Source organism: Nocardia asteroides, from assembly GCF_021183625.1.
GTDB classification, from domain to species: domain Bacteria; phylum Actinomycetota; class Actinomycetes; order Mycobacteriales; family Mycobacteriaceae; genus Nocardia; species Nocardia asteroides_A.
In genome coordinates this window covers 1,600,449-1,626,335 of record NZ_CP089214.1, presented here as the reverse complement: position 1 = coordinate 1,626,335, position 25,887 = coordinate 1,600,449, and the positions used below count along the sequence as shown (strand labels likewise).

Here is a 25,887-nt window from a genome sequence, read left to right as displayed (position 1 = left end):
CGGAACGACTGCGGGCGCGGCACCGGAACTCCGGGAGATTTCCGGGCCGCCCCCGCCTCCGCTGGAGGGGTGCCGGAGCGGGGCCGGGCGTCCTCGCGGTGTCGCACCTTTGGAATAGTCTGAGTAGAAGGCTTGCGCTCCGGCGGGACACCGCTACTGTCGCAGACCGACCGAGCAACCCGTGAGGGGAAGGGAACAACTGTGCCGACGTCTGGCAGCCGCCTGTTCACCAGTGAGTCCGTCACCGAGGGTCATCCGGACAAAATCTGTGACGCCATCAGCGATTCCATCCTCGACGCGCTGCTCACCGAGGATCCGCGCAGCCGGGTCGCGGTGGAGACCATGGTCACCACCGGCCAGGTGCACGTGGCAGGCGAGGTGACCACCTCCGCGTACGCGGACATCCCGAAGATCGTCCGGGAGAAGGTCCTGGAGATCGGGTACGATTCCTCCGCAAAGGGTTTCGACGGCAACTCGTGCGGCGTGAACATCGCCATCGGCGCGCAGTCGCCGGAGATCGCGCAGGGCGTCGACACCTCGCACGAGGTCCGCACCGGCGGCAGCGAGACGACCGAGGACGAGATCGCCAGGCAGGGCGCGGGCGACCAGGGGCTGATGTTCGGCTACGCGAACACCGACACCCCCGAGCTGCTCCCGCTGCCGATCGCGCTGGCGCACCGGCTCTCCCGCAGGCTCACCGAGGTCCGCAAGACCGGCGTGCTGCCCTACCTGCGCCCCGACGGCAAGACCCAGGTCACCATCGAGTACGAGGGTGACCGCGCGGTCCGGCTGGACACCGTGGTGGTCTCCACCCAGCACGCCGCCGATATCGACCTGGACAACCTGCTCGCGCCGGATATCCGGGAGAAGGTCGTCGACGCCGTGCTCGCCGACCTGGCGCTGCCCACCCTGGACATCTCGAATGTCCGGCTGCTGGTCAACCCCACCGGCCGCTTCGTGCTCGGCGGCCCGATGGGCGATGCCGGGCTGACCGGCCGGAAGATCATCGTCGACACCTACGGCGGCTTCGCCAGGCACGGCGGCGGCGCCTTCTCCGGCAAGGACCCGTCGAAGGTGGACCGCTCGGCCGCGTACGCCATGCGCTGGGTCGCGAAGAACGTCGTCGCGGCCGGGCTGGCCGACAAGATCGAGGTCCAGGTCGCCTACGCCATCGGCAAGGCCGCCCCGGTCGGGCTCTTCGTGGAGACCTTCGGCACCGAGAAGACCGACCCGGCGAAGATCACCGCGGCGATCAACGAGACCTTCGACCTGCGTCCGGGCGCCATCATCCGCGACCTGGACCTGCTGCGCCCGATCTACGCGCAGACCGCCGCGTACGGCCACTTCGGCCGCACCGACATCGACCTGCCCTGGGAGCACACCGACCGCGCGGACAAGCTGCGCGCCGCCGCCGGGCTGTAGGCCCGCCGAGCGGAGTGGACGAACCCGACGCGGACCGTGCCGCCGCCACGGCGGACGGTCCGCGGCCGGGGAGCCCCGGTGCGGGCCCGGTCGCGCGGGTGCTGCCCCTGCTCACCCCCGCCCACCTGGACCGCGACTTCGATTACCTGATTCCGCCCGAGTACGACGCGGTCGCGCAGCCGGGCGTCCGGGTGCGGATCCGCTTCGCCGGCCGCCTCGTCGACGGCTACCTGCTGGCCCGCCTCGACCGCAGCGCGCACGAGGGAACCCTGCGCCCGCTCGAGCGCGTCGTCTCGCCCGAGCAGGTCCTCACCCCCGAGATCGACCGTTTGATCCGCGCCGTCGCCGCGCGCTACGCGGGCACCCGCGCCGACGTCCTCCGCCTGGCCATCCCGCCCCGGCACGCGCGCACCGAGGGAAAACCGGCGGCCGCGCAACCCGGCTCCGCCGAAGGCGACCCGGCCGCCGCGCGGCCGAACCCGCCGATCGACGAAGCGGCGTGGTCGCACTACACCCACGGCCGGGCGTTCCACACCGCCCTGCGCGAACAACGCGGCCCCCGCGCCGCCTGGCAGGCCCTCCCGGGCGAGGACTGGCCGCGCCGCCTGGCGGAGCTGGCCGCCACCACCGATGCCACCGGCCACGGCAGCCTCATCCTCGTCCCCGACCAACGCGACCTCGACCGAGTCCTGGCGGAGTGCGAAGACCTGGTCGGCGACCGAGTGGTCGGGTTGTCCGCGGGACTCGGCCCCTCGGCCAGATACCGCCGCTGGCTGGCGGCGCTCCGCGGCACCGCGACGATCGTGGTCGGCACGCGGAGCGCCGTCTTCGCCCCGGTCCGCGACCTCGGCCTGATCGCCATCTGGGACGACGGCGACGACACCTTCGCCGAACCCCGCGCCCCCTACCCGCACGCCCGCGAGGTCGCCATGCTCCGCGTGCACGAGACCGGCGCCGCCTTCGTCGCCGCCGGCTTCGCCCGCACCGCGGAGATCCAGGCCGTCGTCGACTCCGGCTGGGCGCACGACCTGGTGGCCGCCCGCGCCGTCGTCCGCGAGCACGCCCCGCACATCAGCGCGCCCGGCGACACCGACATCGCCCTGGAGCGCGACCCGGTGGCCAGGGCCGTCCGCATCCCCGGCGTCGCCTTCGCCGCGGCCCGCGCCGCGCTGAAGGAGGGCGCGCCGGTGCTGGTGCAGGTCCCGCGCCGCGGCTACGTCCCGGCGCTGGCCTGCGCGCGCTGCCGCAACCCGGCCCGCTGCCGCCGCTGCAACGGCCCGCTCGCGCTGCCCGAGCACGCGGGCGACGGCGCGCACAGCCCGGCCTGCCGGTGGTGCGGCATCACCGAGGCGGCCTTCCGCTGCCCGGTCTGTGCCTCGCGCGCGCTGCGCGCCGTGGTGATCGGCGCGGCGCGCACCGCGGAGGAGCTCGGCCGCGCCTTCCCCGACGTGCCGATCCGCGGCTCCGGCGGCGGAACGGTGCTGGACACCGTCGAGCCGGGGCCGCAGGTCGTCGTCGCCACCGTGGGCGCCGAGCCGCGGGTGCGCGGCGGCTACGGCGTCGGGCTGCTGCTCGACGGCTGGGCCCTGCTCACCCGCGCCGACCTGCGCGCCACCGAGGACACGCTGCGCCGCTGGACCGCGGCGGCCGCGCTGGTCCGGCCGCACGGCCGGGTGATCGTGATGGCCGACCCGGGGGTGCCGACGGTGCAGGCGCTGGTGCGCTGGGACCCGGTCGGGCACGCGCGCGCCGAGCTGGCGGCGCGCGCCGAGGTCGGCTTCCCGCCCGCCGTCCGGCTCGCCGCCGTCGACGGCACCGGCGGGTCGGTGGCCGACTTCCTCGCCGCGACAACGCTTCCCGACGGGGTGCAGGTGCTCGGCCCGGTCCCGCTGCCGGAGAGCGCCCGCCCGCCCTTCGCCGCGGACAGCAGCGCTCCGGTCGAGCGCATCCTGCTCCGCGTCCCGCGCTCCGACGGCGCCGCGCTCGCCCGCGCCCTCACCGCCGGCCAGGCCGTGCGCAGCACGCAGCGCTCGGACGCCCCGCTGCGCGTCCAGATCGACCCCGTCGACATCGGCTGACACCCGCCTCCGAACACCGGGAACAACTCCCGGAGTTCTTGCGTTCGATCTATTGTCGATATATCGTCGATACTGTGAAACGAACACGAGAGCCTGAGGAGGCAATCATGGAACACCCACTGCACGGAGAATTCGGCCCGCGTGGCCCCCGCCCCCCGTTCGAGCGGGGCCGCGGGCACTTCCGCCGCGGCGGCAGGCACGGCTTCGGTCCCGGACCGGAGTTCGGCCCCGGCTTCGGTCCCGGCGGTCCCGGCGGTTTCGGCCCCGGCTTCGGCCCCGGTCTCGGCCGTGGCCGCGGCAGGGGCGGGCGCGGCAGGCGCGGCGACGTGCGCGCCGCGGTCCTGCTGCTGCTCACCGAGCGGCCCATGCACGGCTACGAGCTGATCCAGCGGATCCGCGAGCGCTCCGAGGATGTCTGGCGGCCGAGCCCCGGCTCCATCTACCCGGCGCTGGCGCAGCTGGAGGACGAGGGGCTGATCGTCATCGAGAAGGTCTCCGGCCGCAAGACCGCGAAGCTCTCCGAGGAGGGCGTGGCCTACGTCGAGGAGCACCGGGACGAGCTCGGCGACCCCTGGGCGGACGTCGCGGGCGATGTCGGGCCGCACGCGCGGGATCTGCGCGAGCTGATCGGGGCGCTCATGGGCGCCGTCGGCCAGGTCGCCGCCGCGGGCACCCCCGCGCAGGCGGCGAAGGCGGCCGAGGTGCTCACCGAGGCCCGCCGCAGCCTGTACCGCATCCTCGCCGAGGACGACGAGCCCGGAGTGGCCGAGAGCGAGAAGTGACCTCGGGCGCGGGGCCGGACACGCCCGGGCATGCCCGGGCTCCGGCCCCGCCTCGGGCACCGGAATTCGGGGCATGACAAACCGTCCCCGACCGGCGTCCCGGCCGCTGCGCAACGGTGCGGCGACCGCGCGGTAACGAAGGTGTGAAAGCACGCGGCTCGGGCCGCGAAAAGCGCTGGGGAGCGCGAAGATTGTTGTATGGAACAACCGTCTTGGGTGTGGGGTAGGGGATTGTCACAACTGCGGCGCGGGGCCGCGGTTCTGGCGGTGGTCGCGAGCGCGGTGGTCGGCACCGCAGCGGGGATGTATCCGTGGTCGGCGTCGGCGCAGCCGAGCGACTTCCGGGCGGCCGAGGTGCCGACCGAACAGGGCCCGCCGCAGCCGGACCACCTGGCCGCTGCCTGGTACCAGAAGCAGCATCCGCGCGTCGTGCCCACCGGCACCAACGATTTCGGCTGCACGCCGGATGCCGAGCGGCCGCGCCCGGTGATCCTGGCGCACGGCACCGACTCCTCCGCCTACTCGGACTACTCGGCCATCGCACCGCGGCTCGCCGCCGCGGGCTTCTGCGTCTTCGCCCTGAACTACGGCGGCGCGCCGGGGGCGCTGAGCTACGGCACCGAGGATCTGCCCGCCAGCGGGCGGCAGCTCGCCCTCTTCGTCGACCAGGTGCTCGCCGCCACCGGCGCCGCACAGGTCGACCTGGTCGGCTTCTCGCAGGGCGCCAACGTGACCCGCTATTACACCAACAAGCTCGGCGGCGCGCCGAACGTCGGTCGCTGGGTGGGGCTGGCCTCGCCCAGCTACGGCGGGGTCATGTACGGGCTGGTGCCGATCGCGCAGGCCATCCCCGGCGTGCTGCAGGTCTTCGAGCGGGTCACCTCGCTGGCCGCCGTGCAGCAGGCGCAGGGCTCGCCGGTGATGACCGAGCTCAACGCGGGCGGCGACACCGTGCCCGGCCCGGAGTACATCACCGTCGGCAGCCGGGTGGACGAGATGATCCAGCCGTTCGGCAATATCGCCCTGCACGGCCCGAACGCGCGCAACATCGCGCTGCAGGATCTCTGCGCGGCCGACCTGACCGGGCATTTCCACATGGTCTACGACCCGTTCGTGCAGGAGCTGCTGATCGGCGTGCTCGATCCGGAGCACGCGCCGGAGCCGGTGTGCGCACCGGTCCCGCTCGGCACCGGCATTCCGCAGGTGGTGATCGCGGGCAACTCCTGACCGTCCGGGCGGGCTCTCTAGAATGGGACGACCGTTGTTCCGTCTTCCCGGGAGTCCGCCGTGACCGTCCAGCCCGTTCGCCTGTTCGGCGACCCGATCCTGCGCTCGCGCGCCGCCGAGGTGGCGGCCTTCGACGCCGAATTGCGCAGGCTGGTGGACGATCTCACCGACACCATGCACGACGACGGCGGGGTCGGGATGGCCGCGCCGCAGATCGGGGTCGGGCTGCGGGTCTTCGTCTACGACACCGGCGACGCGGCCGGGCACCTGGTGAACCCGAGCTACGAGGTGCTCGGCGAGGAGGAGCAGGTCGGCCCGGAGGGCTGCCTCTCCATTCCCGGCGTGCGCTACGACGTGCGCCGCGCGCTGCGGCTGCGGGCCACCGGAGTCGACGCCACCGGCGCTCCGGTCTCCTTCGAGGCGGACGGGCTGCTCGCCCGGTGCGTGCAGCACGAGACCGACCACCTGGACGGGGTGCTCTTCCTGGACCGGCTGGATCCGGCTTCGCGCAAGGAGGCCATGCGCACCATCCGCGAGTCGGACTGGTTCGGCGCGGGGATCACGGTGCGCGAGTCGCGCGGGCTCGGCACGGGGGGCGGTCGCTGATGCGGGTGCTCTTCGCGGGGACCCCCGACCCCGCCGTTCCGGCGCTGCGCACGCTGCTCGAGTCGCCGCGGCACACCGTGATCGGGGTTCTCACCAGGCCCGATGCCGTGGCCGGGCGCGGGCGAAAGGTGAGCAGGTCGCCGGTGGCGCTGCTCGCCGACGAGCACGGGATCCCGGTCTTCACCCCGGGCAGGCCGGGGGAGCCGGAGTTCGTCGAACAGCTCACCGAGCTGGCGCCGGACTGCTGCCCGGTGGTCGCCTACGGTGCGCTGCTGCCGGAGCGGATCCTCGGCATTCCACCGCACGGCTGGATCAACCTGCACTTCTCGCTGCTGCCCGCCTGGCGCGGGGCGGCCCCGGTGCAGGCCGCCGTCGACGCGGGCGACGAGATCACCGGCGCCTCCACCTTCCGCATCGAGGCCGGGCTCGACACCGGGCCGGTGTTCGGCGTGATCACCGAGAAGATCGAGGTCACCGACACCGCGGGCACGCTGCTGGAGAAGCTCTCGCACAGCGGGGCGCACCTGCTCGCCACCACGCTCGACGGGGTCGAGGACGGGACGCTGCAGGCGGTGCCGCAGAGCACGGACGGGGTCTCCTACGCGCCGAAGCTCGCGCCGGAGGCGGGGCGGGTGCGCTGGGATCAGCCCGCGCTGAACGTCGGCCGCCGGATCCGCGCCGTCACCCCGGCCCCCGGCGCCTGGACCCTCGTCGACTCGGCCCGGCTCAAACTCGGCCCGGTCGAGCTGGTCGAGGACGAGCTGCCGGTCGGCTCCGTCGAGGTGCGCAAGGACGGGGTCTACATCGGCACCGCCACCACCGCCGTCCGCCTCGGCCAGGTGCAGCCACCGGGCAAACGCATGATGCCAGCCATCGACTGGGCCCGCGGCGCGCGGCTCGGCACCGGAACGGTGGTCGAATGAACAGCGATGCGCGCCGCACCGGCGCGAATGCCGGTGACGATCGCCGCAGGGGCCGGGTGGGCGGCCGAGGTGCCGACGACCGTCCGGACGCGAACGGCAGGCGCGCCCCGGAGCGGGACCGGACGGGCGACGCGCGCCGCCCGAAAGCGGGGGCCGATGCCAAGCGCGGCCGCGGCGACGACCGGCGGCCGGGTAAGGGGCAGGCAGGCGTCCGCCCGAGTGGGAAGCGCTCCGGTGCACCGGAAGACGGGGCGCGGCTCGCGGCCAGGGATCTGCTGCGCGATGTGCGCGAACGCGACGCCTACGCGAACCTCGCCCTCCCGGCGCTCCTCCGCCGCTACAAGCTCTCCGGCCGCGACGCCGCGCTCGCGACGGAGCTCGCCTACGGCACCAGCCGCGCCCGCGGCCAGCTGGACGCGGTGATCGAGGCAGCGGCCGCCCGCCCGATCGCGGAGATCGACGGCGACCTCCTCGACGTCCTCCGCCTCGGCACCTACCAACTCCTGCGCACCAGGATCGGCGCGCACGCCGCGGTGGACACCTCGGTCGCCCTGGTCCGCGCCGAGCACGGCCAGGGCAAAGCCGGCTTCGTGAACGCGGTCCTGCGCAAGGCCGCGAACCGCACGCTGGCGGAGTGGGTCGAGGAGCTGGCCCCGGCCGACCCGGTGGCCCACCTCGCGTTCGAGCACGCGCACCCGCTCTGGATCGCCCAGTCCTTCGCCGACGCGCTCGGCGCCCGCGCGGGCGAGCTGGCCGCCGCGCTCGAGGCGGACGACGCCCGCCCCGCGGTGCACCTGGTCGCCCGCCCCGGCGACATCACCGCCGAGGAGCTGGCCCTGGTCACCGGCGGCACCGAGGGCCGCTGGTCGCCGTACGCGGTCTACCTGGACGAGGGCGGCGACCCGGGCGACCTGGAGCCGATCCGGGCCGGCATGGCCGCGGTGCAGGACGAGGGCAGCCAGCTGGTGGCGCTCGCGCTCACCCGCGCCGAGCTCGACGGCCCCGACACCGGCCGCTGGCTCGACCTGTGCGCGGGCCCCGGCGGCAAGGCGAACCTGCTCGGCTCGCTCGCCGCCATCGACGGCTACACCGTGGACGCGGTGGAGCACTCCGAGCACCGCGCCGAACTGGTCCGCCGCGCCACCAGGGACCTCCCGGTCCGGGTGCACGTCGTGGACGGCAGGGACAGCGGCCTCGAGCCCGGCTACGACCGCATCCTGGTCGACGCCCCGTGCACCGGTCTCGGCGCGCTGCGCCGCCGCCCCGAGGCGCGCTGGCGCCGCCGCCCGGAGGACCTCGCCGAGCTCACCGCCCTGCAGCGCGAACTCCTCGCCGCCGCCTACGACCTGCTCCGCCCCGGCGGCGTCGTGCTCTACTCGACCTGCTCCCCGCACCTGGCCGAGACCACGGCCGTGGCAGGCGACCTGGTGCGCCGCACCGGCGCGCTCGAACTGGACACCCCCGCGCTGCTCCCCGGCGTCACCGACGCGGGCGACGGCCCGTCCGCCCAGCTCTGGCCGCACCGGCACGGCACCGACGCCATGTTCCTGGCCGCCCTGCGCAAACCCGCCTGAGCCGCCGCGCCGCCGTTCCATTCGTCCAAGCCGGGCGGCGGCGCGGCGCGCAGACTGGACGGCATGGCCTGCACCTGGGATGACGTCGTCGCGCTCGGCCGTGAGCTGCCCGGCGTCGAAGAGAGCACCTGGTACCGCACCCCGTCGCTGAAGGTGGGCGGCAAGGGTTTCGCGCGGCTGCGCACCGAGGCGGAGGGCGCGGTCATGCTGCGCTGCCCGATGGCGGAGAAGGAGGCGCTGCTCGCCTCGGGCGACCCGGCCTTCTTCACCACCCCGCACTACGACGGCTACGCGAGCATCCTGGTCGACCTGGACCGGGTCGACCGCGCGCAGCTCGCCGAGCTGGTCGACGGCGCGTGGTGGCAGGCGGCCCCGGCGAAGCTGCGCGAGCAGCGGGCAGAGTAGCTACTCGCGGGTGGTCTGCTCGCGCAGCCGGGCCAGCGTCTTGGCCAGGATCCGGGAGACGTGCATCTGCGAGATCCCCATCCGCTGCGCGATCTGGGTCTGCGTCATGGACTCGAAGAACCGCATGGTGAGGATGCGCCGCTCGCGCTCCGGCAGCCCGGCGAGCAGCGGCCGGATCGCCACGTACTCCTCGACCCGGTCGAACTGCGACTCCTCCTCGCCCAGCGTGTCGAGCAGCGAGGCCTCGGTATCGCGGCCGAGCGAGGCGGCGTCGATGGAGCTGGGCTGGTAGGCGTTGCCCGCGATCACCGCCTGGGTGACCTCGTCCGGGTCGACGCCGAGCTCGGCGGCGATCTCCTTGACGGTGGGGGAGCGGCCGAGCCGCTGCGAGAGCGAGTCGATCGCCGCGCCGATCCGCAGGTGCGTCTCCTTGACCCGGCGCGGCACCCGCATGGCCCAGGTGTGGTCCCGGAAATAGCGCCTGACCTCGCCCATGATGGTCGGCACCGCGAAGGAGAGGAAGTTGGAGCCGCGGCCGACGTCGAACCGGTCCACCGCGTGCACCAGCCCGACCCGCGCCACCTGGGTGAGGTCGTCGAACGGCTCGCCGCGGCCGCTGAACTTGCGCGCGATGTGGTCGGCGAGCGGGATGCAGCGGTTGATCAGCTCCTCGCGCACCGCGGCGTGCCGCGCGGTGCCCGGCTCGGTGCGGGCCAGGTCGCCGAAGAGCGCGGCGACGTCGTCGTAGCCGGGGACCGAGCCCTTGGCGCCGTACTCCGCGACCGCGTCGTCCTCGCCGCCGAGCGCGTCCTCCTCCGGATCGTCGACGGCGGCCTCGCCCGCAGCCGCCGCGGCCGGTTCCGGTTCGGGCTGCCGCAGCGTGCTCGCGTCCGGCCCGGCCTCCGCACCGGCCGCGTCGCGCTGTGGCTCGAACACGGGCCGTCCGTCCGTCACGCCTCGGCCCGGGCCCGGCGGAACTCGACCCAGGTCGGGTAGCCGGCGGCGGTCGCGTCGTACGGGGCCTGGTGGGCCTCGACGGAGTCGGCGAGGGTGCGCAGTACGTGCCAGCCGAAGCTGCGCTGATCGGGTAGCCCCTCGGTCGCCGCCAGCCCGCTCACGTGCACGAGCAGGTCGGTCTCGCCGACCACGAAGCGGCAGTTCAGATAGCTGTCCGGCGCCGCGACCTCGATCAGGTTCGAGCACACCTCGTCCACCGCGAGCCGGACGTCGGCTACCTCGTCCAGCGTGAATTCGCTGAGCAGCACCAATGTTTCGGCGAGCCCGCGCACGATGGGCAGCTGCGAGACCGCGGCCGCCACCCTGATCTCCACCGGGGTGCTGTAAATCCCCTTCTCCGCCGAAATGTTGATCACGCCCAGAGATTACCCACCCGCGGGGCGGCACAACCGCGCGGACCTGCGCGGCGCGCGGCCGATACACTCCGCGCTGTGTCCACTCCCACCTTCGCCCGCCCCGACCGGCCGATGATCGCCCCGTCCATCCTCTCCGCCGATTTCGCCAACCTGGCCGCCGAGACCAGGGCGGTGGCAGGCGCGGACTGGCTGCACGTGGACGTGATGGACGCGCATTTCGTGCCGAACCTGACGCTCGGCCTGCCGATCGTACAGAGCCTGCTCAAGGCCACCGACATCCCGCTCGACTGCCACCTGATGATCGAGGACCCGGGCCGCTGGGCGCCGCCGTACGCGGAGGCGGGGGCGCACAACGTCACCTTCCACGCCGAGGCCACCGACGACCCGGTCGCCGTCGCCAGGGACATCCGCGCGGCAGGCGCCAAGGCCGGGCTCTCGGTCAAGCCGGGCACCCCGATCGAGCCGTACCTGGAGATCCTGCGCGATTTCGACACGCTGCTGGTGATGAGCGTCGAGCCGGGCTTCGGCGGCCAGTCGTTCATCCCCGAGGTGCTCGCCAAGGCGAAGGCGGTGCGCCGGCTGGTCGACTCCGGCGAGCTGCGGCTGCTGGTGGAGATCGACGGCGGCATCAACGCCGACACCATCGAGGCCGCCGCCGAGGCGGGGGTGGACTGCTTCGTCGCGGGGTCGGCGGTCTACGGCACCGCGGATCCGGCCGCCACGGTGGCCGCGCTGCGCGCCCGCGCGGCCGCGGCGGCGGCCGCCACCGCGGGCTGAACGGCGGGAATGCGCGACCCGGTGCGGGATGTTCGCACCGGTAGACCCGGAGGGAGACACATGTTCACAGGGATCGTGGAGGAGCTCGGCGAGATCGTCGCGGTCGAGCGGCTCACCGACGCCGCGCGGCTGACCATCCGCGGCAAGCTGGTGACCTCGGACGCCGCGCACGGCGATTCGATCGCGGTGAACGGCGTCTGCCTGACCGTCGTCGACGACGTGGTCGTCGGCGACTCCTTCACCGTCGACGTGATGGCCGAGACGCTGAACCGGTCCAGCATCGGGGCGCTCGACATCGGCTCCCGGGTGAATCTGGAGCGCGCCGCCGCGCTGAACAGCAGGCTCGGCGGGCACCTGGTGCAGGGCCACGTGGACGGCACCGGCGCCGTGCTCGCCCGCACCCCGTCGGAGAACTGGGAGGTCGTGCGGGTCTCGCTGCCCGCCGAGATCGCGAAGTACGTGGTGGAGAAGGGCTCGATCACCGTCGACGGCACCTCGCTCACCGTCTCCGGGCTCGGCGGCTCGGCCGCCGACGGCGACTGGTTCGAGGTCTCGCTCATCCCGACCACGCTCGCGCTCACCACGCTCGGCTCCGCGCCCCCCGGGACCACCGTCAACCTCGAGGTCGACGTCATCGCCAAGTACGTGGAGCGGTTGCAGCAGCGCGGCTGAGCGGGCGGCGCGGAACGCCTCCCCGCGCAGGCCGTAGTGTGGTGAGGCAAAGTGCCCCCCGGTGGGGCGAACACGATGGAGCGCAAAGACGTGACCAGGTTCGACACTATCGAGCGGGCTGTCGCCGACATGGCGGCGGGCAAGGCCGTCGTCGTCGTCGACGACGAGGACCGCGAGAACGAGGGTGACCTCATCTTCGCCGCGGAGAAGGCGACGCCCGAGCTGGTCGCGTTCATGATCCGCTACACCTCGGGCTACATCTGCGTCCCGCTGACCGGCGAGGACTGCGACCGCCTCGGGCTGCCGCCGATGTACGCGATGAACCAGGACAAGCACGGCACCGCCTACACCGTCTCGGTCGACGCCCGCGACGGCATCACCACCGGCATATCCGGCGCCGACCGCGCCACCACCATCCGGCTGCTCGCCGACCCGAACGCCAAGGCCGACGACCTGACCAGGCCCGGCCACGTGGTCCCGCTGCGTGCCAAGGAGGGCGGCGTGCTGCGCCGCCCCGGGCACACCGAGGCCGCGGTCGACCTGGCCCGGATGGCCGGGCTGCGCCCGGCGGGCGTGATCTGCGAGATCGTCTCCCAGAAGGACGAGGGCCACATGGCCCGCACCGAGGAGCTGCGCGTCTTCGCCGACGACCACGACCTCGCGCTGATCTCCATCGCCGAGATGATCGCCTGGCGGCGCAGGCACGAGCAGCAGGTCGTCCGGATCGCCGAGGCGCGCATCCCGACCGCGCACGGCCAGTTCCAGGCGGTCGGCTACCAGAGCATCTACGACGAGGTCGAGCACGTCGCGCTGGTCCGCGGCGACATCGGCGGCGGCGACGACGTGCTGGTGCGGGTGCACTCGGAGTGCCTCACCGGTGACGTCTTCGGCTCGCTGCGCTGCGACTGCGGTCCGCAGCTGGATGCCGCGCTGGAGCTGGTCGCCACCGAGGGCCGTGGCGTCGTGCTCTACATGCGCGGCCACGAGGGCCGCGGCATCGGGCTCATGCACAAGCTGCAGGCCTACCAGCTGCAGGACTCCGGCCGCGACACCGTCGACGCCAATATCGAGCTCGGGCTGCCCGCCGACGCGCGGGACTACGGCATCGGCGCGCAGATCCTGGTCGACCTCGGGGTCCGGTCCATGCGGCTGCTCACCAACAACCCCGCCAAGCGGGTCGGGCTGGACGGCTACGGCCTGACCGTGAGCGAGCGGGTGCCGATGACGGTGCGGCCGAACGCCGAGAACCTGCGGTACCTGCGCACCAAGCGCGACCGCATGGGCCACGACCTGGTCGGGCTGGACGACCTGGATCTCGGCGAGACCGCGCACTAGGAAGGACCCCCGGAACAATGAGTGGCACCGGCGTACCGAGCTTCGAGCTGTCCGACTCCGCCGACCTCCGGCTCGGCATCGTGGCCTCGCGCTGGCACACGACCATCTGCGACACCCTGGTGGCGAATGCCGAGCGGGTGGCGAAGGAGGCCGGGGTGCGGCAGGTGACGGTCGTCCGCTGCGCGGGCGCGATGGAGCTGCCGGTGGTGGCGCAGGAGCTGGCCCGCACGCACGACGCGGTGGTCGCGCTCGGCGTCGTCATCCGCGGCGGCACCCCGCACTTCGAGTACGTCTGCGACGCGGTGACCGCCGGGCTCACCCGGGTCTCGCTGGACGCGGGCACCCCGGTGGCGAACGGCGTGCTCACCACGAACACCGAGGAGCAGGCGCTGGACCGCGCCGGGCTGCCCGGCTCCGCGGAGAACAAGGGCGAGCAGGCCGCCGCCGCCGCGCTCGACGCCGCGCTCACCCTGCGCACGCTGCGCGGATCGGCGTAGCCGTGCCGGTGGTGCGGATCCGTCGCAGGGCCGCCGCGGCGGCGCCCGAGCCGGCCTGGGATTTCGAGGTGCGGCCGCGGAAGGCGGTGCGCACCGCGCGGATCGTCGCGGTCGTCCTGCTGATCCTGTTCGTCATCGCGGGTGTCGGCATGCGCAATGCCTTCACCGGCGTGAACTTCCGGCTGATCGATCAGCTCGCGATGATCGCCATCGGCGTGCTCGCCGCGCTCACCGCGCTGCTGCTCACCCGGCCGCGGGTGCGGGTCGGGCCGAGCGGTGTCACGGTGCGGAACGTGCTCGGCGACAGCCGGTTCGGCTGGGAGCACGTCCGCGGCGTCTCCTTCCCGGACCGCAAGGCGTGGGCCCGCCTGGAACTCGTGCACGACGAGTACGTGCCGATGCTCGCGGTGCGCGCCAACGACGGGCAGCACGCGGTCGACGCGCTCGACCGCATCCGCGAGCTGGGCGCTGAATACACCGGCGCCTGATCCCCGCACCCGGAACCGACCGGACGTGCTCCCCGCCCGTGGGACCGACCGGACGTGCTCGTCGGCCGTTCGGTGCCGGAGGGTCCGAGGGGGACCGGGCGGCGGCCCGGATCAGCGGGTGTCGCCGAGGACCACGCCTTCGCGGCGCGGATCGGCGCCGCCGGTCAGCCCGTCGCCGTCCACCACGATGGCGCTCAGCCCGCTGCTCTGCGGCGCCACCGACACCTGGTGCCCGAGCTCGCGCAGCCGGATCACCAGCGGGTCGCGGTTCCCGTCCTCGGCGGTGTCGATCGCCGGGTGCTCGCCGCCGACCCCGGTACTCGGGGTGTTGCCCGCGCCGAACGACACCGCGGAGACCGCCTGCTGCGGATCGAGCCCCCAGTCCAGCAGGCCGACCAGCGTCTTCACCACGAACTGGATGATCACCGAGCCGCCGGGCGAGCCGGTGACCAGCTCCAGGTCGCCCAGCGCGCCCGACCCGTCCGAGCCGAAGACCAGGGTCGGGCTCATCGAGCTGCGCGGCCGCTTGCCGGGCTCGAGCCGGTTCGCCACCGGCGCCCCGTCGGTGCCGAGCGGGTCCGCGGCGAAGTCGGTGAGCTGGTTGTTCAGCAGGTAGCCGTCGACCATGTGGAACGAGCCGAACGCCGACTCCACCGTCGTGGTCATGGCGGCGGCGTTGCCGTCGCGGTCGACGACCGAGATGTGGCTGGTGCCGTGCTCGGGCGGCTGCGGCCCGGTGCCGGGCGGCACCGGCCCGAAGTCGCCCGGCTGCGCGGTGCCCATGCTGCGGCCCGGATCGATCAGCCCCGCGCGCTGCTTCAGGTACTCCGGGTTCAGCAGCGTCTGCGGCGAATTGCCGGGCAGCGGAACGAAGTCGGTGTCCGCCACGTACTTGTTGCGGTCGGCGTAGGCGAGCCGCTCGGCCTCCGAGATCAGGTGCACCGCCGCGGCGCGCGGCTTGCCGCCGTTCGCGTCGATGTTCTCCGGGCCGAGCGCCGCGAGGTCGAAGTTCGACAGGATGCCGAGCGTGGCGGCCACCGCGATCCCGCCGGAGGACGGCGCGGGCATGCCGCAGATCCGGTGCCCGCGGTACTCCGTGCAGAGCGGGTCGCGCTCGGCCGCTGTGTAATTCGCCAGGTCCCCGGTGCTGATCAGGCTCGGGGTGCGGCCGCCGGTGCCCGCCCGCGCCGCGTCGACCAGGTTCGCCGCCAGCGCGCCGGTGTAGAAGGCGTCGGCGCCGTCGGTGGCGACGGTGTTCAGCGTCTTGCTGTAGGCGGGGTTGGTGAGCACCGTCCCCTCGCGCTTCGGCGTGCCGTCCGGCTCCAGGAAGTAGCCGCGGGCGTTGTCGTCCCTGGCCAGCTGCGGCGCCGACTCGGCGATCTGCCCGGCCAGCCGGGCGCTGATCGGGAAGCCGCTGTCGGCCAGCGTGATCGCCGGGCCGAAGAGCTCGCGCCAGCCGGTGCTGCCGTGCGCGTCGTGTACCCGGTCCAGCATGCGCAGTACCCCTGGCACGCCGATCGAGCGGCCGCTGGCCCTGGCGTCCGGGGCGGGCTCGGTGCGCTCGGTGTCGCTGACCCAGCGCAGGTAGTTCTCGGTCGCCGCCGCGGGCGCCGTCTCCCTGCCGTCGTAGGCCCGCAGGGTATCGCCGGCCTTGTCGTAGTAGAGCAGGAAGGCGCCGCCGCCGATCCCGGAGGCCTGCGGCTCCACCAGCCCGAGCACCGCCTGCGCCGCGACCAGGGCGTCGGCCGCGGTGCCGCCGTCGCGCAGCACCTCGCAGGCGGCCTCGGTGGCGACCGGGTTGGCGGTCGAGACGGCGTAGCTCGACGTCCGCACCGTGCTCATTCCGGAGCGGTAGCCGCTCGCGATCTCCGGGTTGGTGGCGATGTCGCCGCCGCCACCGGCCGGCGCCGCCGCCGTCACCGGCGTCCCGTTCGGGCCCGCCACGCAGGTGCCGCCCGCGGCGTCGTCGCCGGACGAACACCCGGCGGCCAGCCCCACCGTCAGCAGCAGCGCCGCCGTGGCGCCGGACCAGGTTCCCCACATGCGCCTCATGCTCGAACTGTAATGCCGGGGCTGCCGTCCCCGCCGGCATCTTCCCGCTATCGGGAGGGTGGCCGCCCGGTCACTCGGTCCAGGGGCCGATGCCGCCGATCCGGTCGATCCGGATCCGGGTGATCAGCCCGGGCGGGGCGTCGGCGGGCGGGAAGCCCGCGGTGGGGGCGAGCGTGGCGGCCAGCTCACGGAGCAGCTCGGGGGCGCCGCCCTCCTCGACCTCTGCGGTGCCGGTGACCGCGAGGTAGGGCCGCATGAACGGCCCGGATTCCGTGGCCAGAATTGTCAGCGCGACCCGGCCGTCGGCGCGGACATTGCGCACCTTCCGGTACTCGCCGAGATGGGCGGTGAGCAGTTCGTCGCCGTCATCGCCGGCGCGGAAGGCCACCCAGACCACGCTGACCTGCGGGCTGCCGTCGGGGTTCAGGGTCACCAGGGTGGCGTCCGCGCCGGCGCCGATCAGGGCGCGCGCGGATTCGGGAAGTCGCATGCCCTGCCTCAACGCGGAGCGCGCGAGATCATTCCCGTCGGTACCCTCGGGCGGGTGGCGATCGAGGCGGTGATGATCGACTTCTCCGGCACGCTGTTCCGGCTGGAGGAGGACGAATCCTGGTACGCGGACCTGGTCCGCCCGGACGGCGGGCGGTTCGCCGTGCACGAGACGGCGGAGATCATGCGCCGGATGACCGCGCCGGTCGGCCGCACCGTCGACCTGGACGAGGCGGGTAAACACGCCTGGGCGCACCGCGACCTGGACCCGGCGCTGCACCGCGAGGCGTACCTGAAGGTGCTGCTCGCCAGCGGCGTGCCCGACGCCGAGCAGGCGACCCGGCTCTACGAGCGGCTGATCGACCCGGCCGAGTGGGAGCCGTACCCCGACACCGGCGCCGCGCTCGAACTGCTCGCCGCGCGTGACATTCCGGTCGCGGTGGTCAGCAATATCGCCTTCGACCTGCGCCCCGCCTTCGCCGCGCGGGGCTGGGACCGGCTGGTGCGCGCCTTCACGCTCTCCTACGAGGTCGGCTCGGTGAAGCCGGAGCACGCCATTTTCGAGGCCGCGCTAGAAGCGCTCGGCGCCGCCCCGGAGCGCGCGCTCATGGTGGGCGACAGCGCGGAGGCCGACGGCGGCGCCACGGCGCTCGGCTGCGCCTTCGCCGAGGTGCCGCCGCTGCCGACGGCCGAGCGGCCGGACGCCCTGCTCGGCGCGCTCGCCGCGCACGGCATCGCCGCACCGCGCTGAGGCCACGCGCCGATCGCCGGTGTCGGAGGCCGTCGATAGGCTGGTTCCGTGGCAGATCCCGCGACGTACCGGCCCGCGCCGGGCACCATTCCGGTGGAACCCGGCGTCTACAAGTTCCGTGACGTCCACGGCCGGGTCGTCTACGTCGGCAAGGCCAAGAGCCTGCGCTCCCGGCTCAACTCGTACTTCGCCGACATCGCGTCGCTGCACCCGCGGACGCGGCAGATGGTCACCACCGCCGCGAGCGTGGAGTGGACCGTCGTCTCCACCGAGGTGGAGGCGCTGCAGCTGGAGTACAACTGGATCAAGGAGTTCGACCCGCGCTTCAACGTCAGGTACCGGGACGACAAGTCCTATCCGGTGCTCGCGGTGACGCTGGACGAGGAGTTCCCCCGGCTCTTCGTCTACCGCGGCGCGCGCCGCAGGGGCGTCCGCTACTTCGGCCCGTACGCGCACGCCTGGGCGATCCGGGAAACGCTCGACCTGCTGCTCCGGGTCTTCCCCGCGCGCACCTGCTCGAACGGTGTCTTCAAGCGGCACAACCAGATCGGCCGCCCCTGCCTGCTCGGCTACATCGACAAGTGCTCGGCGCCCTGCGTCGGCCGGGTCACCCCGGGTCAGCACCGCGACATCGTCGACGACTTCTGCGACTTCCTCGCCGGCCGCACCGACAAGATGGTCAAGCAGCTGGAGCGCCGCATGCACGACGCCTCCGACGACCTGGACTTCGAGCTGGCCGCCCGGCTCCGCGACGACGTGCGGGCGCTGCGCCGGGCCATGGAGAAGCAGGCGGTGGTGCTCGGCACCGGCACCGACGCGGACGTGATCGCCTTCGCCACCGACGAACTCGAGGTCGCGGTGCAGATCTTCCACGTGCGCGACGGCCGGGTGCGCGGCCAGCGCGGCTGGGTGGTGGACAAGTCCGGTGACGCGGTGGACGTCGCGGGGACCGGCGGCGAGCTGGCCGCCCTCGTCGAGCAGTTCCTCACCCAGTTCTACGGCGAGGAGGCCGCCGTCGCCGGGCAGACCCCGGACGGGCAGTCCGGCTCGGCGGTGCCGCGCGAGGTGCTCGTCCCCGAGCTGCCCACCGACGTGGACGAGGTGCAGGAGTGGCTCGGCGCGCTGCGCGGTGGCCAGGTGCGGGTGCGGGTGCCGCAGCGCGGCGACAAGAAGGCGCTGGCCGAGACGGTGCGGCGGAACGCGGCCGAGGCGCTGGCCCAGCACAAGCTCAAGCGCGCGGGCGACCTCACCTCCCGCTCCGCCGCGCTGCAGGACATCCAGGACGCGCTGGAGCTCGACTCCGCGCCGCTGCGCATCGAGTGCGTCGACATCAGCCACGTGCAGGGCACCGACGTGGTGGCCTCGCTGGTGGTGTTCGAGGACGGGCTGGCGCGCAAGTCCGAGTACCGGCACTTCGCGATCAGGGAGGCCGCGGGCGACGGCCGCTCGGACGACGTCGGCAGCATCGCCGAGGTCACCCGCCGCCGCTTCCACCGGCTGCGCAAGGACCGCGAGGAGGCGGCCGCGGAGCTGGAGGGCGAGCCCGTGCCCGACGCCGACGTGCCCGACGCCGACGCGCCGGACCGGGACGAGGCGCCCACCTCGCGGCCGGGGATCGACCCGGCCACCGGCCGCCCGCGCCGCTTCGCCTACCCGCCCAACCTCTACGTCGTCGACGGCGGCGCTCCGCAGGTGGCGGCCGCCGCCGAGGTCCTCGACGACATGGGCATCACCGACGTCGCGGTGATCGGGCTGGCGAAGCGGCTGGAGGAGGTCTGGGTGCCGGGCGAGCCGGACCCGGTGATCCTGCCGCGCAACAGCGAGGCGCTGTTCCTGCTGCAGCGGGTGCGTGACGAGGCACACCGCTTCGCCATCACCTATCACCGGAGCAAGCGCTCCCGGCGGATGACGGCGTCGGCGCTGGACTCGATCCGCGGCCTCGGCGACGCCAGGCGCACCGCCCTGGTCACCCATTTCGGCTCGGTGGCCAAGCTCAGGGAGGCGACGGTGGAGCAGATCACCGAGGTGCCCGGCATCGGCGTCGCCACCGCGAAGGCGGTGCTCGCGGTGCTGAACGAGCAGGACGCGCGGTGACGGCCGTGCGCGGCGGGCGGGAATGCGTGCCCGGTTTCGCGTACGTTGTCCCTGTGCCCCTGGCCGGATGCGGCCCGGGCGGATCGGAGAGGCCAAGCGAACCCGACCTCGCGCAGGTCGCGTCGGACACGAACCGGTAGGACATGACACGCGTCGACAACACCAATGCCGAGAACCCGGTGCCGCAGCGCGGCTCCGGCGCCACCCGTCCGCAGGTCGAGGTCGTGGTGGTGACCGGGCTCTCCGGCGCGGGCCGCGGCACCGCGGCCCGGGTCCTCGAGGACCTGGGCTGGTACGTCACCGACAATCTGCCGCCCGAGCTGATCGGCCGGATGGTCGAGCTCGGTGCCTCGGCCGAGCCGCCGATCCGCAAGCTGGCGCTGGTGATGGATGTGCGCAGCCGGTTCTTCACCGGCGACCTCGGCGTCGTCACCGAGCCGCTGCACGCGCTCGGCGTCCCCACCGGCGTGCTCTTCCTGGAGGCGTCGGACGACGTCCTGATCCGCCGGTTCGGCTTCGCCAGGCGCAGGCACCCGCTGCAGAGCGAGAGCGCCGACGGCACGCTCTCGGCGGGCATCGCCGCCGAGCGGCTCCGGCTGGCGGGCGTGCGCGACGCCGCCGACCTGGTCATCGACACCACCGAGCTCTCCATCCACCAGCTGCACCGCAAGCTGGAGGAGGCGTACGGCGGAGGCACGCCGGCGGCGCTGCAGCTCACGGTGCAGTCCTTCGGCTTCAAACACGGCGTCCCGCTCGACGCCGACATGGTGCTCGACGTGCGCTTCCTGCCGAATCCGCACTGGATTCCCGAGCTGCGCGAGCACACCGGCCAGGAGCGGATGGTGCGCGACTACGTACTCGGGCGGCCGGGCGCGGACGACTACCTGCGCACCTGCCACCACCTGGTGAACCTCACCGCGAACGGCTACCGCCAGGAGGGGAAGCGATACATGACGGTCGCAGTCGGCTGTACCGGAGGCAGGCATCGGAGCGTGGCGATCGCGGAGGCGCTCGCCGCGCTGACCAGCAGCGCGGAGGAGTCCGGCGCGGTCGACACGGTGCGCGTGGTCCATCGGGATCTGGGGCGCGAGTGACGGCGGGCGGCGATCCGGGAGGCGGCCAGGCCCCCGGTGACCTCGCGGTGGCCGCGCTCGGCGGCGGGCACGGCCTGTTCGCGACGCTCTCCGCGGTGCGCAGGCTGACCGACCGGGTGACCGCGGTGGTCACCGTCGCCGACGACGGCGGCTCCTCCGGCAGGCTGCGCTCCGAGCTCGGCATGCTGCCCCCCGGCGACCTGCGGATGGCGCTGGCCGCGCTCGCCGCGGACGCGGGCTCCACGCTGACCAGGGTGGTGCAGCACCGCTTCGGCGGCACCGGCGCGCTGGCCGGGCACTCGGTCGGCAACCTGATCCTGGCCGGGCTCACCGAGGTGCTCGGCGACCCGGTGGCCGCGCTGGACGAGGCGGCCCGGCTGCTCGGCGTCGTCGGCCGGGTGCTGCCGATGGCGCCGATCGCGCTCGACATCGAGGCCGACGTCGCCGGCCTGGAGGCCGACCCGCGGGTCAGCCGCTGCATCCGCGGCCAGGTCGCGGTGGCCACCACCCCCGGCACGGTGCGCCGGGTGCGGCTCATCCCCTCCGACCCGCCCGCCGCGCCCGCCGCCGTCGCGGCCGTCGAACACGCCGACGTCGTGGTGCTCGGCCCCGGCTCCTGGTTCACCAGCGTCATCCCGCACGTGCTGGTCCCGCAGCTGCACGAGGCGCTGCTGCACACCAGGGCGCGCAAGGTGCTCGTGCTCAACCTCGCCGCCGAGCCGGGCGAGACCGCCGGCTTCTCCGCCGAGCGCCACCTGCACGTATTGTCGCAGCACGCACCGGATTTCGGGGTCGACGACATCCTCGTCGACTCCGGCTCGGTTCCGGCGGGGCGCGAGCGCGAACACCTGGCCAGGGCCGCCGGGCAATTGCGCGCCCGGGTAACCTTCTCCGATGTCGCCGAGGCGGGGACCGACCGGCATCACCCCGGAAAGCTCGCCGCCGCACTGGATCAACTGATCAGGCAACCTCGGTCGCAACTGGCAGGGCTTCGAGTCGAGGGGCGGCACATGGGCGCGGATGTGCGGACCGGGTTGGGTGGAAAGGAGCGCGTCTCGTGGCGATGACAGCCGAGGTGAAGGACGAGCTGAGCCGGCTCAGCGTGGCGCAGGTGAGTGCGAGGAAGGCGGAGCTCTCGGCGCTGCTCCGGTTCGCGGGCGGGCTGCACATCGTCGGCGGCCGGGTGATCGTCGAGGCCGAGGTCGACATGGGCTCGATCGCGCGCAGGCTGCGCCGGGAGATCTTCGAGCTGTACGGCTACGGCTCCGATGTGCACGTGCTCGGCGCGGGCGGGCTGCGCAAGACCAGCCGCTACGTGGTCCGGGTCTCCAAGGAGGGCGAGGCGCTGGCGAGGCAGACCGGGCTGCTCGACGTGCGCGGCCGCCCGGTGCGCGGGCTGCCCGCGCAGGTGGTCGGCGGCAGCATCGGGGACGCGGAGGCCGCCTGGCGCGGGGCGTTCCTCGCGCACGGCTCGCTCACCGAGCCGGGGCGCTCGTCGGCGCTCGAGGTCAGCTGCCCGGGGCCGGAGGCGGCGTTGGCGCTGGTCGGCGCCGCGCGACGGCTCGGCATCGGGGCCAAGGCCCGCGAGGTGCGCGGCACCGACCGGGTGGTCGTCCGCGACGGCGAGGCGATCGGCGCGCTGCTCACCAGGATGGGCGCGCAGGACACCAGGCTCACCTGGGAGGAGCGCCGGATGCGGCGCGAGGTGCGGGCCACCGCCAACCGGCTGGCCAACTTCGACGACGCCAACCTGCGCCGCTCGGCGCGCGCCGCGGTGGCCGCGGCGGCCAGGGTGGAGCGGGCGCTGGAGATCCTCGCCGACGAGGTGCCCGACCATCTCGCCGCGGCCGGGAAACTCCGGGTGCAGCACCGCCAGGCGTCGCTGGAGGAGCTCGGCCAGCTCGCCGAGCCGCCGATGACCAAGGACGCGGTGGCGGGCCGGATTCGCCGGCTGCTCTCGATGGCGGACCGGCGGGCCAAGGAGCTCGGCATCCCGGACACCGAGTCGGCGGTCACGGCGGAGCTGCTCGACGACGCGTGACCGCCGCCGGTCGGGTGTGACCTGCGCACCGTGCCCAGGTGCATGTCGGTGAGATAACGGCCGGGCACTAGGGTGAGTAGGGCATCGGAGTATCCGCCTGAAAGCTGAGGAGCGATAACGTGACTGTCCGGGTAGGCATCAACGGCTTCGGCCGTATCGGACGTAACTTCTTCCGTGCGGTGGAGGCGCAGAAGGCGCTCGGTACCACCGACATCGAGATCGTCGCGGTCAACGACCTCACCGACAACGCGACCCTGGCCACGCTGCTGAAGTACGACTCGATCCTCGGCAGGCTGCCGAAGGACGTCTCGCTCGACGGCGAGGACACCATCGTCGTCGGTGACCAGCGGATCAAGGCGCTCGCGATCAAGGAGGGCCCGGCGGCGCTGCCGTGGGGCGACCTCGGCGTGGACGTGGTGGTCGAGTCCACCGGCATCTTCACCGATGCCACCAAGGCCAAGGGCCACCTGGCGGCGGGCGCCAAGAAGGTCATCATCTCGGCCCCGGCCAAGGGCGAGGACATCACCATCGTGCTCGGCGTCAACGACGACAAGTACGACGGCAGCCAGAACATCATCTCCAACGCCTCCTGCACCACCAACTGCCTCGGCCCGCTGGCCAAGGTGCTGCACGACGAGTTCGGCATCGTCAAGGGCCTGATGACCACCATCCACGCCTACACGCAGGACCAGAACCTGCAGGACGCGCCGCACAGCGACCTGCGCCGCGCCCGCGCCGCCGCGCTGAACATCGTGCCCACCGGCACCGGCGCCGCGAAGGCCATCGGCCTGGTCCTGCCCGAGCTGCAGGGCAAGCTCGACGGCTACGCGCTGCGCGTCCCGGTCCCGACCGGCTCGGTCACCGACCTGACCGCCCAGCTGGCCAAGCCCGCCTCGGTGGACGAGGTCAACGCCGCGCTGAAGGAAGCCGCCGAGGGCAGGCTCAAGGGCATCCTGAAGTACAACACCGACCCGATCGTCTCCAGCGACATCGTCACCGACCCGCACTCCTCGATCTTCGACGCGCCGCTCACCAAGGCGATCGACGACCAGATCAAGGTCGTCTCCTGGTACGACAACGAGTGGGGCTACTCCAACCGCCTCGCCGACCTCATCGGCCTCGTCGGCAAGTCGCTCTGACCCGCATGGCTGTCAGGACACTGCAGGACCTCCTCGCCGACGGCGTCGAGGGCAGGGGCGTGCTGGTGCGCTCCGACCTCAACGTTCCGCTCGGCGCGGACGGCCAGATCACCGATCCCGGCCGGATCACCGCCTCCGTGCCGACGCTGAAGGCGCTGGTCGAGGCGGGTGCCAAGGTCGTCGTCACCGCGCACCTCGGCCGGCCGAAGGGCGAGCCCGACCCGGCGCTCTCGCTGGCGCCGGTCGCCGCGAAGCTCGCCGAGGAGCTGGGCCGCAACGTCCAGCTCGCCGGTGACGTCGTCGGCCAAGACGCGCTGGCGCGCTCCGAGGGGCTCACCGACGGCGACGTGCTGCTGCTGGAGAACATCCGCTTCGACAAGCGCGAGACCAGCAAGGACGCCGCCGAGCGCGGCAGGCTGGCGGCCGCGCTGGTCGAGCTGGTCGGCGCGGACGGCGCGTTCGTCTCCGACGGCTTCGGCGTCGTGCACCGCGAGCAGGCGTCGGTCTACGACGTGGCCAAGCTGCTTCCGCACTACGCCGGCACCCTGGTCGCCGCCGAGGTCGATGTGCTGCGCAGGCTCACCGGCGAGGGCTCCACCGACGGCGCCGACCGCCCCTACGCGGTGGTGCTCGGCGGCTCCAAGGTCTCGGACAAGCTGGCCGTGATCGAGGCGCTCGCCCCCAAGGTGGACACCCTGGTCATCGGCGGCGGCATGTGCTTCACCTTCCTCGCCGCACAGGGCTTTTCGGTCGGCTCCTCGCTGCTCCAGGAGGAGATGATCGAGACCTGCAGGGAGCTGCTCGATCGGTACGCCGACGTGATCCACCTGCCGCGCGACATCGTGGTGGCGGACCGCTTCGCGGCCGACGCCGAGACGAAGGTCGTTCCGGCGGAGCAGATCCCGGACGGGTGGAGCGGCCTCGACATCGGCCCCGAGTCGGCGCGGCGCTTCGCGGCGCTGCTCACCGAGGCGCGGACGATCTTCTGGAACGGCCCGATGGGCGTGTTCGAGTTCGCGGCGTTCGAGGCGGGCACCCGCGGGGTGGCCGAGGCGATCCGCACCGCCACCGGCAAGGGCGCCTTCACCGTCGTCGGCGGCGGCGACTCGGCCGCGGCTGTGCGCGCGCTCGGGCTGCCCGAGGACGGCTTCTCGCACATCTCCACCGGCGGCGGTGCCTCGCTGGAGTACCTGGAGGGCAAGGAACTCCCCGGTATCTCCGTCCTGGACGATGGCCCGGCGCTCGACGAGGAGGCGTGACATGGCGCGCAAACCGCTGATCGCGGGCAACTGGAAGATGAACCTCAACCACCTCGAGGCCATCGGCCTGGTGCAGAAGATCGCCTTCGCCCTGCCGGAGAAGTACTTCGACCGGGTGGACGTGGCGGTCATCCCGCCGTTCACCGACATCCGCAGCGTGCAGAACCTGGTCGAGGGCGACAAGCTGCTCGTCACCTACGGCGCCCAGGACGTGTCGACGCACGACTCGGGCGCCTACACCGGCGAGATCAGCGGTGCCATGCTCGCCAAGCTGGGCTGCGCGTACGCGGTGGTCGGGCACTCGGAGCGGCGGCAGTACCACAGCGAGGACGACGCCACCGTGCTCGCCAAGGCCAAGCAGGCGCTGAAGCACGGGATCACCCCGATCGTCTGCATCGGCGAGGGGCTCGGCGTGCGCGAGGCGCGGACCCACGTCGAGTACAACCTGGAGCAACTGCGCGGCTCGCTGAAGGGGCTGACGGCCGCGGAGATCGCGCGGGTGGTGATCGCCTACGAACCGGTGTGGGCGATCGGCACCGGCAAGGTCGCCACCCCGGCCGACGCGCAGGAGGTGTGCGGCGCCATCCGCGCCGAGCTGAACACCCTGGCCTCGCCGGAGGTCGCCGGGCAGGTGCGCATCCTGTACGGCGGCTCGGTGAACGCCAAGAACGTCGGCGAGCTGGTCTCGCAGCCCGACGTTGACGGCGCGCTCGTTGGTGGCGCCTCGCTCAAGGGCGACGAGTTCGCCCAGCTCTCGGCGATCGCCGCGGGCGGTCCGCTGCTCTGAGCGGAGATTCGTGCGGCCCGGT

25 protein-coding genes are annotated in these 25,887 nt (G+C 73.3%); 21 read left to right on the top strand and 4 right to left on the bottom strand.

Annotated elements, in window-relative coordinates; translation table 11 throughout:
* Positions 1-201: 201 nt before the first annotated feature.
* The 8 genes from metK to LTT61_RS07895 all read left to right on the top strand — a co-directional run bounded on the left by metK (position 202) and on the right by LTT61_RS07895 (position 9,017).
* Positions 202-1,422: a methionine adenosyltransferase gene (metK, locus tag LTT61_RS07930; RefSeq protein WP_233019278.1), complete on the top strand. Its 1,221-nt coding sequence runs from the start codon at positions 202-204 to the stop codon at positions 1,420-1,422.
* 14 nt (positions 1,423-1,436) lie between these two features.
* Positions 1,437-3,500, top strand: coding sequence for a primosomal protein N' (locus LTT61_RS07925; RefSeq protein ID WP_420094751.1), 2,064 nt, complete (start codon positions 1,437-1,439; stop codon positions 3,498-3,500).
* A 107-nt stretch (positions 3,501-3,607) separates the two neighbouring features.
* On the top strand, positions 3,608-4,282 hold the full coding sequence (locus tag LTT61_RS07920) for a PadR family transcriptional regulator (protein ID WP_233019277.1): 675 nt from the start codon (positions 3,608-3,610) through the stop codon (positions 4,280-4,282).
* Between the two features lie 198 nt (positions 4,283-4,480).
* Positions 4,481-5,509 (top strand): esterase/lipase family protein, encoded by a 1,029-nt coding sequence (locus LTT61_RS07915; protein WP_233019276.1) that lies wholly within the window; start codon positions 4,481-4,483, stop codon positions 5,507-5,509.
* A gap of 60 nt (positions 5,510-5,569) precedes the next feature.
* A complete protein-coding gene (gene def, locus LTT61_RS07910; RefSeq protein WP_233019275.1) occupies positions 5,570-6,115 on the top strand; it encodes a peptide deformylase in 546 nt (181 codons plus the stop codon).
* Positions 6,115-7,038, top strand: a complete 924-nt coding sequence (fmt, locus tag LTT61_RS07905; RefSeq protein ID WP_233019274.1) for a methionyl-tRNA formyltransferase — start codon at positions 6,115-6,117, stop codon at positions 7,036-7,038. Before def ends, fmt begins: the two co-directional genes overlap by 1 nt.
* Positions 7,035-8,612 (top strand): RsmB/NOP family class I SAM-dependent RNA methyltransferase, encoded by a 1,578-nt coding sequence (locus LTT61_RS07900; RefSeq protein ID WP_233019273.1) that lies wholly within the window; start codon positions 7,035-7,037, stop codon positions 8,610-8,612. Before fmt ends, LTT61_RS07900 begins: the two co-directional genes overlap by 4 nt.
* Before the next feature lie 63 nt (positions 8,613-8,675).
* On the top strand, positions 8,676-9,017 hold the full coding sequence (locus LTT61_RS07895) for an MmcQ/YjbR family DNA-binding protein (protein ID WP_233019272.1): 342 nt from the start codon (positions 8,676-8,678) through the stop codon (positions 9,015-9,017).
* On the opposite strand, the gene LTT61_RS07890 is transcribed toward LTT61_RS07895, so the two are convergent.
* Together LTT61_RS07890 and LTT61_RS07885 are read right to left on the bottom strand one after the other, a co-directional pair.
* The gene (locus LTT61_RS07890) at positions 9,018-9,953 is read right to left on the bottom strand and encodes an RNA polymerase sigma factor SigF (protein ID WP_233019271.1); all 936 of its coding nucleotides are present in this window, start codon (positions 9,951-9,953) and stop codon (positions 9,018-9,020) included.
* Between the two features lie 14 nt (positions 9,954-9,967).
* Positions 9,968-10,390 carry an ATP-binding protein gene (locus LTT61_RS07885; RefSeq protein WP_233019270.1) on the bottom strand — a complete coding sequence of 141 codons (423 nt, stop codon included), beginning with the start codon at positions 10,388-10,390 and terminating at the stop codon, positions 9,968-9,970.
* Between the two features lie 111 nt (positions 10,391-10,501).
* On the opposite strand from LTT61_RS07885, the gene rpe reads away from it, so the two are divergent.
* The 5 genes from rpe (at position 10,502) to LTT61_RS07860 (ending at position 14,159) form a co-directional block, all read left to right on the top strand.
* Positions 10,502-11,167, top strand: coding sequence for a ribulose-phosphate 3-epimerase (gene rpe / locus LTT61_RS07880; protein WP_233020916.1), 666 nt, complete (start codon positions 10,502-10,504; stop codon positions 11,165-11,167).
* 60 nt (positions 11,168-11,227) lie between these two features.
* Positions 11,228-11,839, top strand: a complete 612-nt coding sequence (locus tag LTT61_RS07875) for a riboflavin synthase (RefSeq protein WP_233019269.1) — start codon at positions 11,228-11,230, stop codon at positions 11,837-11,839.
* A gap of 90 nt (positions 11,840-11,929) precedes the next feature.
* Positions 11,930-13,174 (top strand): bifunctional 3,4-dihydroxy-2-butanone-4-phosphate synthase/GTP cyclohydrolase II, encoded by a 1,245-nt coding sequence (locus tag LTT61_RS07870; RefSeq protein WP_233019268.1) that lies wholly within the window; start codon positions 11,930-11,932, stop codon positions 13,172-13,174.
* A 17-nt stretch (positions 13,175-13,191) separates the two neighbouring features.
* Positions 13,192-13,671, top strand: a complete 480-nt coding sequence (gene ribH, locus LTT61_RS07865) for a 6,7-dimethyl-8-ribityllumazine synthase (protein ID WP_233019267.1) — start codon at positions 13,192-13,194, stop codon at positions 13,669-13,671.
* Between the two features lie 11 nt (positions 13,672-13,682).
* Positions 13,683-14,159, top strand: a complete 477-nt coding sequence (locus LTT61_RS07860) for a PH domain-containing protein (protein ID WP_420094750.1) — start codon at positions 13,683-13,685, stop codon at positions 14,157-14,159.
* 111 nt (positions 14,160-14,270) lie between these two features.
* On the opposite strand, the gene ggt is transcribed toward LTT61_RS07860, so the two are convergent.
* Together ggt and LTT61_RS07850 are read right to left on the bottom strand one after the other, a co-directional pair.
* Entirely contained in the window at positions 14,271-16,211 is a 1,941-nt protein-coding gene (gene ggt / locus LTT61_RS07855) for a gamma-glutamyltransferase (protein WP_420094749.1), read from the bottom strand.
* 70 nt (positions 16,212-16,281) lie between these two features.
* Positions 16,282-16,701 (bottom strand): TIGR03618 family F420-dependent PPOX class oxidoreductase, encoded by a 420-nt coding sequence (locus tag LTT61_RS07850; protein WP_233019265.1) that lies wholly within the window; start codon positions 16,699-16,701, stop codon positions 16,282-16,284.
* 72 nt (positions 16,702-16,773) lie between these two features.
* On the opposite strand from LTT61_RS07850, the gene LTT61_RS07845 reads away from it, so the two are divergent.
* The 8 genes from LTT61_RS07845 to tpiA all read left to right on the top strand — a co-directional run bounded on the left by LTT61_RS07845 (position 16,774) and on the right by tpiA (position 25,865).
* The gene (locus tag LTT61_RS07845; protein WP_233020914.1) at positions 16,774-17,451 is read left to right on the top strand and encodes an HAD family hydrolase; all 678 of its coding nucleotides are present in this window, start codon (positions 16,774-16,776) and stop codon (positions 17,449-17,451) included.
* Positions 17,452-17,499: 48 nt separating this feature from the next.
* Entirely contained in the window at positions 17,500-19,545 is a 2,046-nt protein-coding gene (gene uvrC, locus LTT61_RS07840) for an excinuclease ABC subunit UvrC (protein WP_233019264.1), read from the top strand.
* A 143-nt stretch (positions 19,546-19,688) separates the two neighbouring features.
* Positions 19,689-20,639 (top strand): RNase adapter RapZ, encoded by a 951-nt coding sequence (rapZ, locus tag LTT61_RS07835; protein WP_233019263.1) that lies wholly within the window; start codon positions 19,689-19,691, stop codon positions 20,637-20,639.
* Positions 20,636-21,706: a gluconeogenesis factor YvcK family protein gene (locus LTT61_RS07830; protein WP_269821862.1), complete on the top strand. Its 1,071-nt coding sequence runs from the start codon at positions 20,636-20,638 to the stop codon at positions 21,704-21,706. The genes rapZ and LTT61_RS07830 overlap by 4 nt, the downstream gene beginning before the upstream one ends.
* Positions 21,697-22,680 (top strand): DNA-binding protein WhiA, encoded by a 984-nt coding sequence (gene whiA, locus LTT61_RS07825; protein WP_233019262.1) that lies wholly within the window; start codon positions 21,697-21,699, stop codon positions 22,678-22,680. Before LTT61_RS07830 ends, whiA begins: the two co-directional genes overlap by 10 nt.
* A 119-nt stretch (positions 22,681-22,799) precedes the next feature.
* A complete protein-coding gene (gene gap, locus LTT61_RS07820; RefSeq protein WP_233019261.1) occupies positions 22,800-23,819 on the top strand; it encodes a type I glyceraldehyde-3-phosphate dehydrogenase in 1,020 nt (339 codons plus the stop codon).
* A gap of 5 nt (positions 23,820-23,824) precedes the next feature.
* The gene (locus LTT61_RS07815) at positions 23,825-25,078 is read left to right on the top strand and encodes a phosphoglycerate kinase (protein WP_233019260.1); all 1,254 of its coding nucleotides are present in this window, start codon (positions 23,825-23,827) and stop codon (positions 25,076-25,078) included.
* Position 25,079: 1 nt separating this feature from the next.
* On the top strand, positions 25,080-25,865 hold the full coding sequence (gene tpiA / locus LTT61_RS07810; protein WP_233019259.1) for a triose-phosphate isomerase: 786 nt from the start codon (positions 25,080-25,082) through the stop codon (positions 25,863-25,865).
* Positions 25,866-25,887 lie beyond the last annotated feature (22 nt).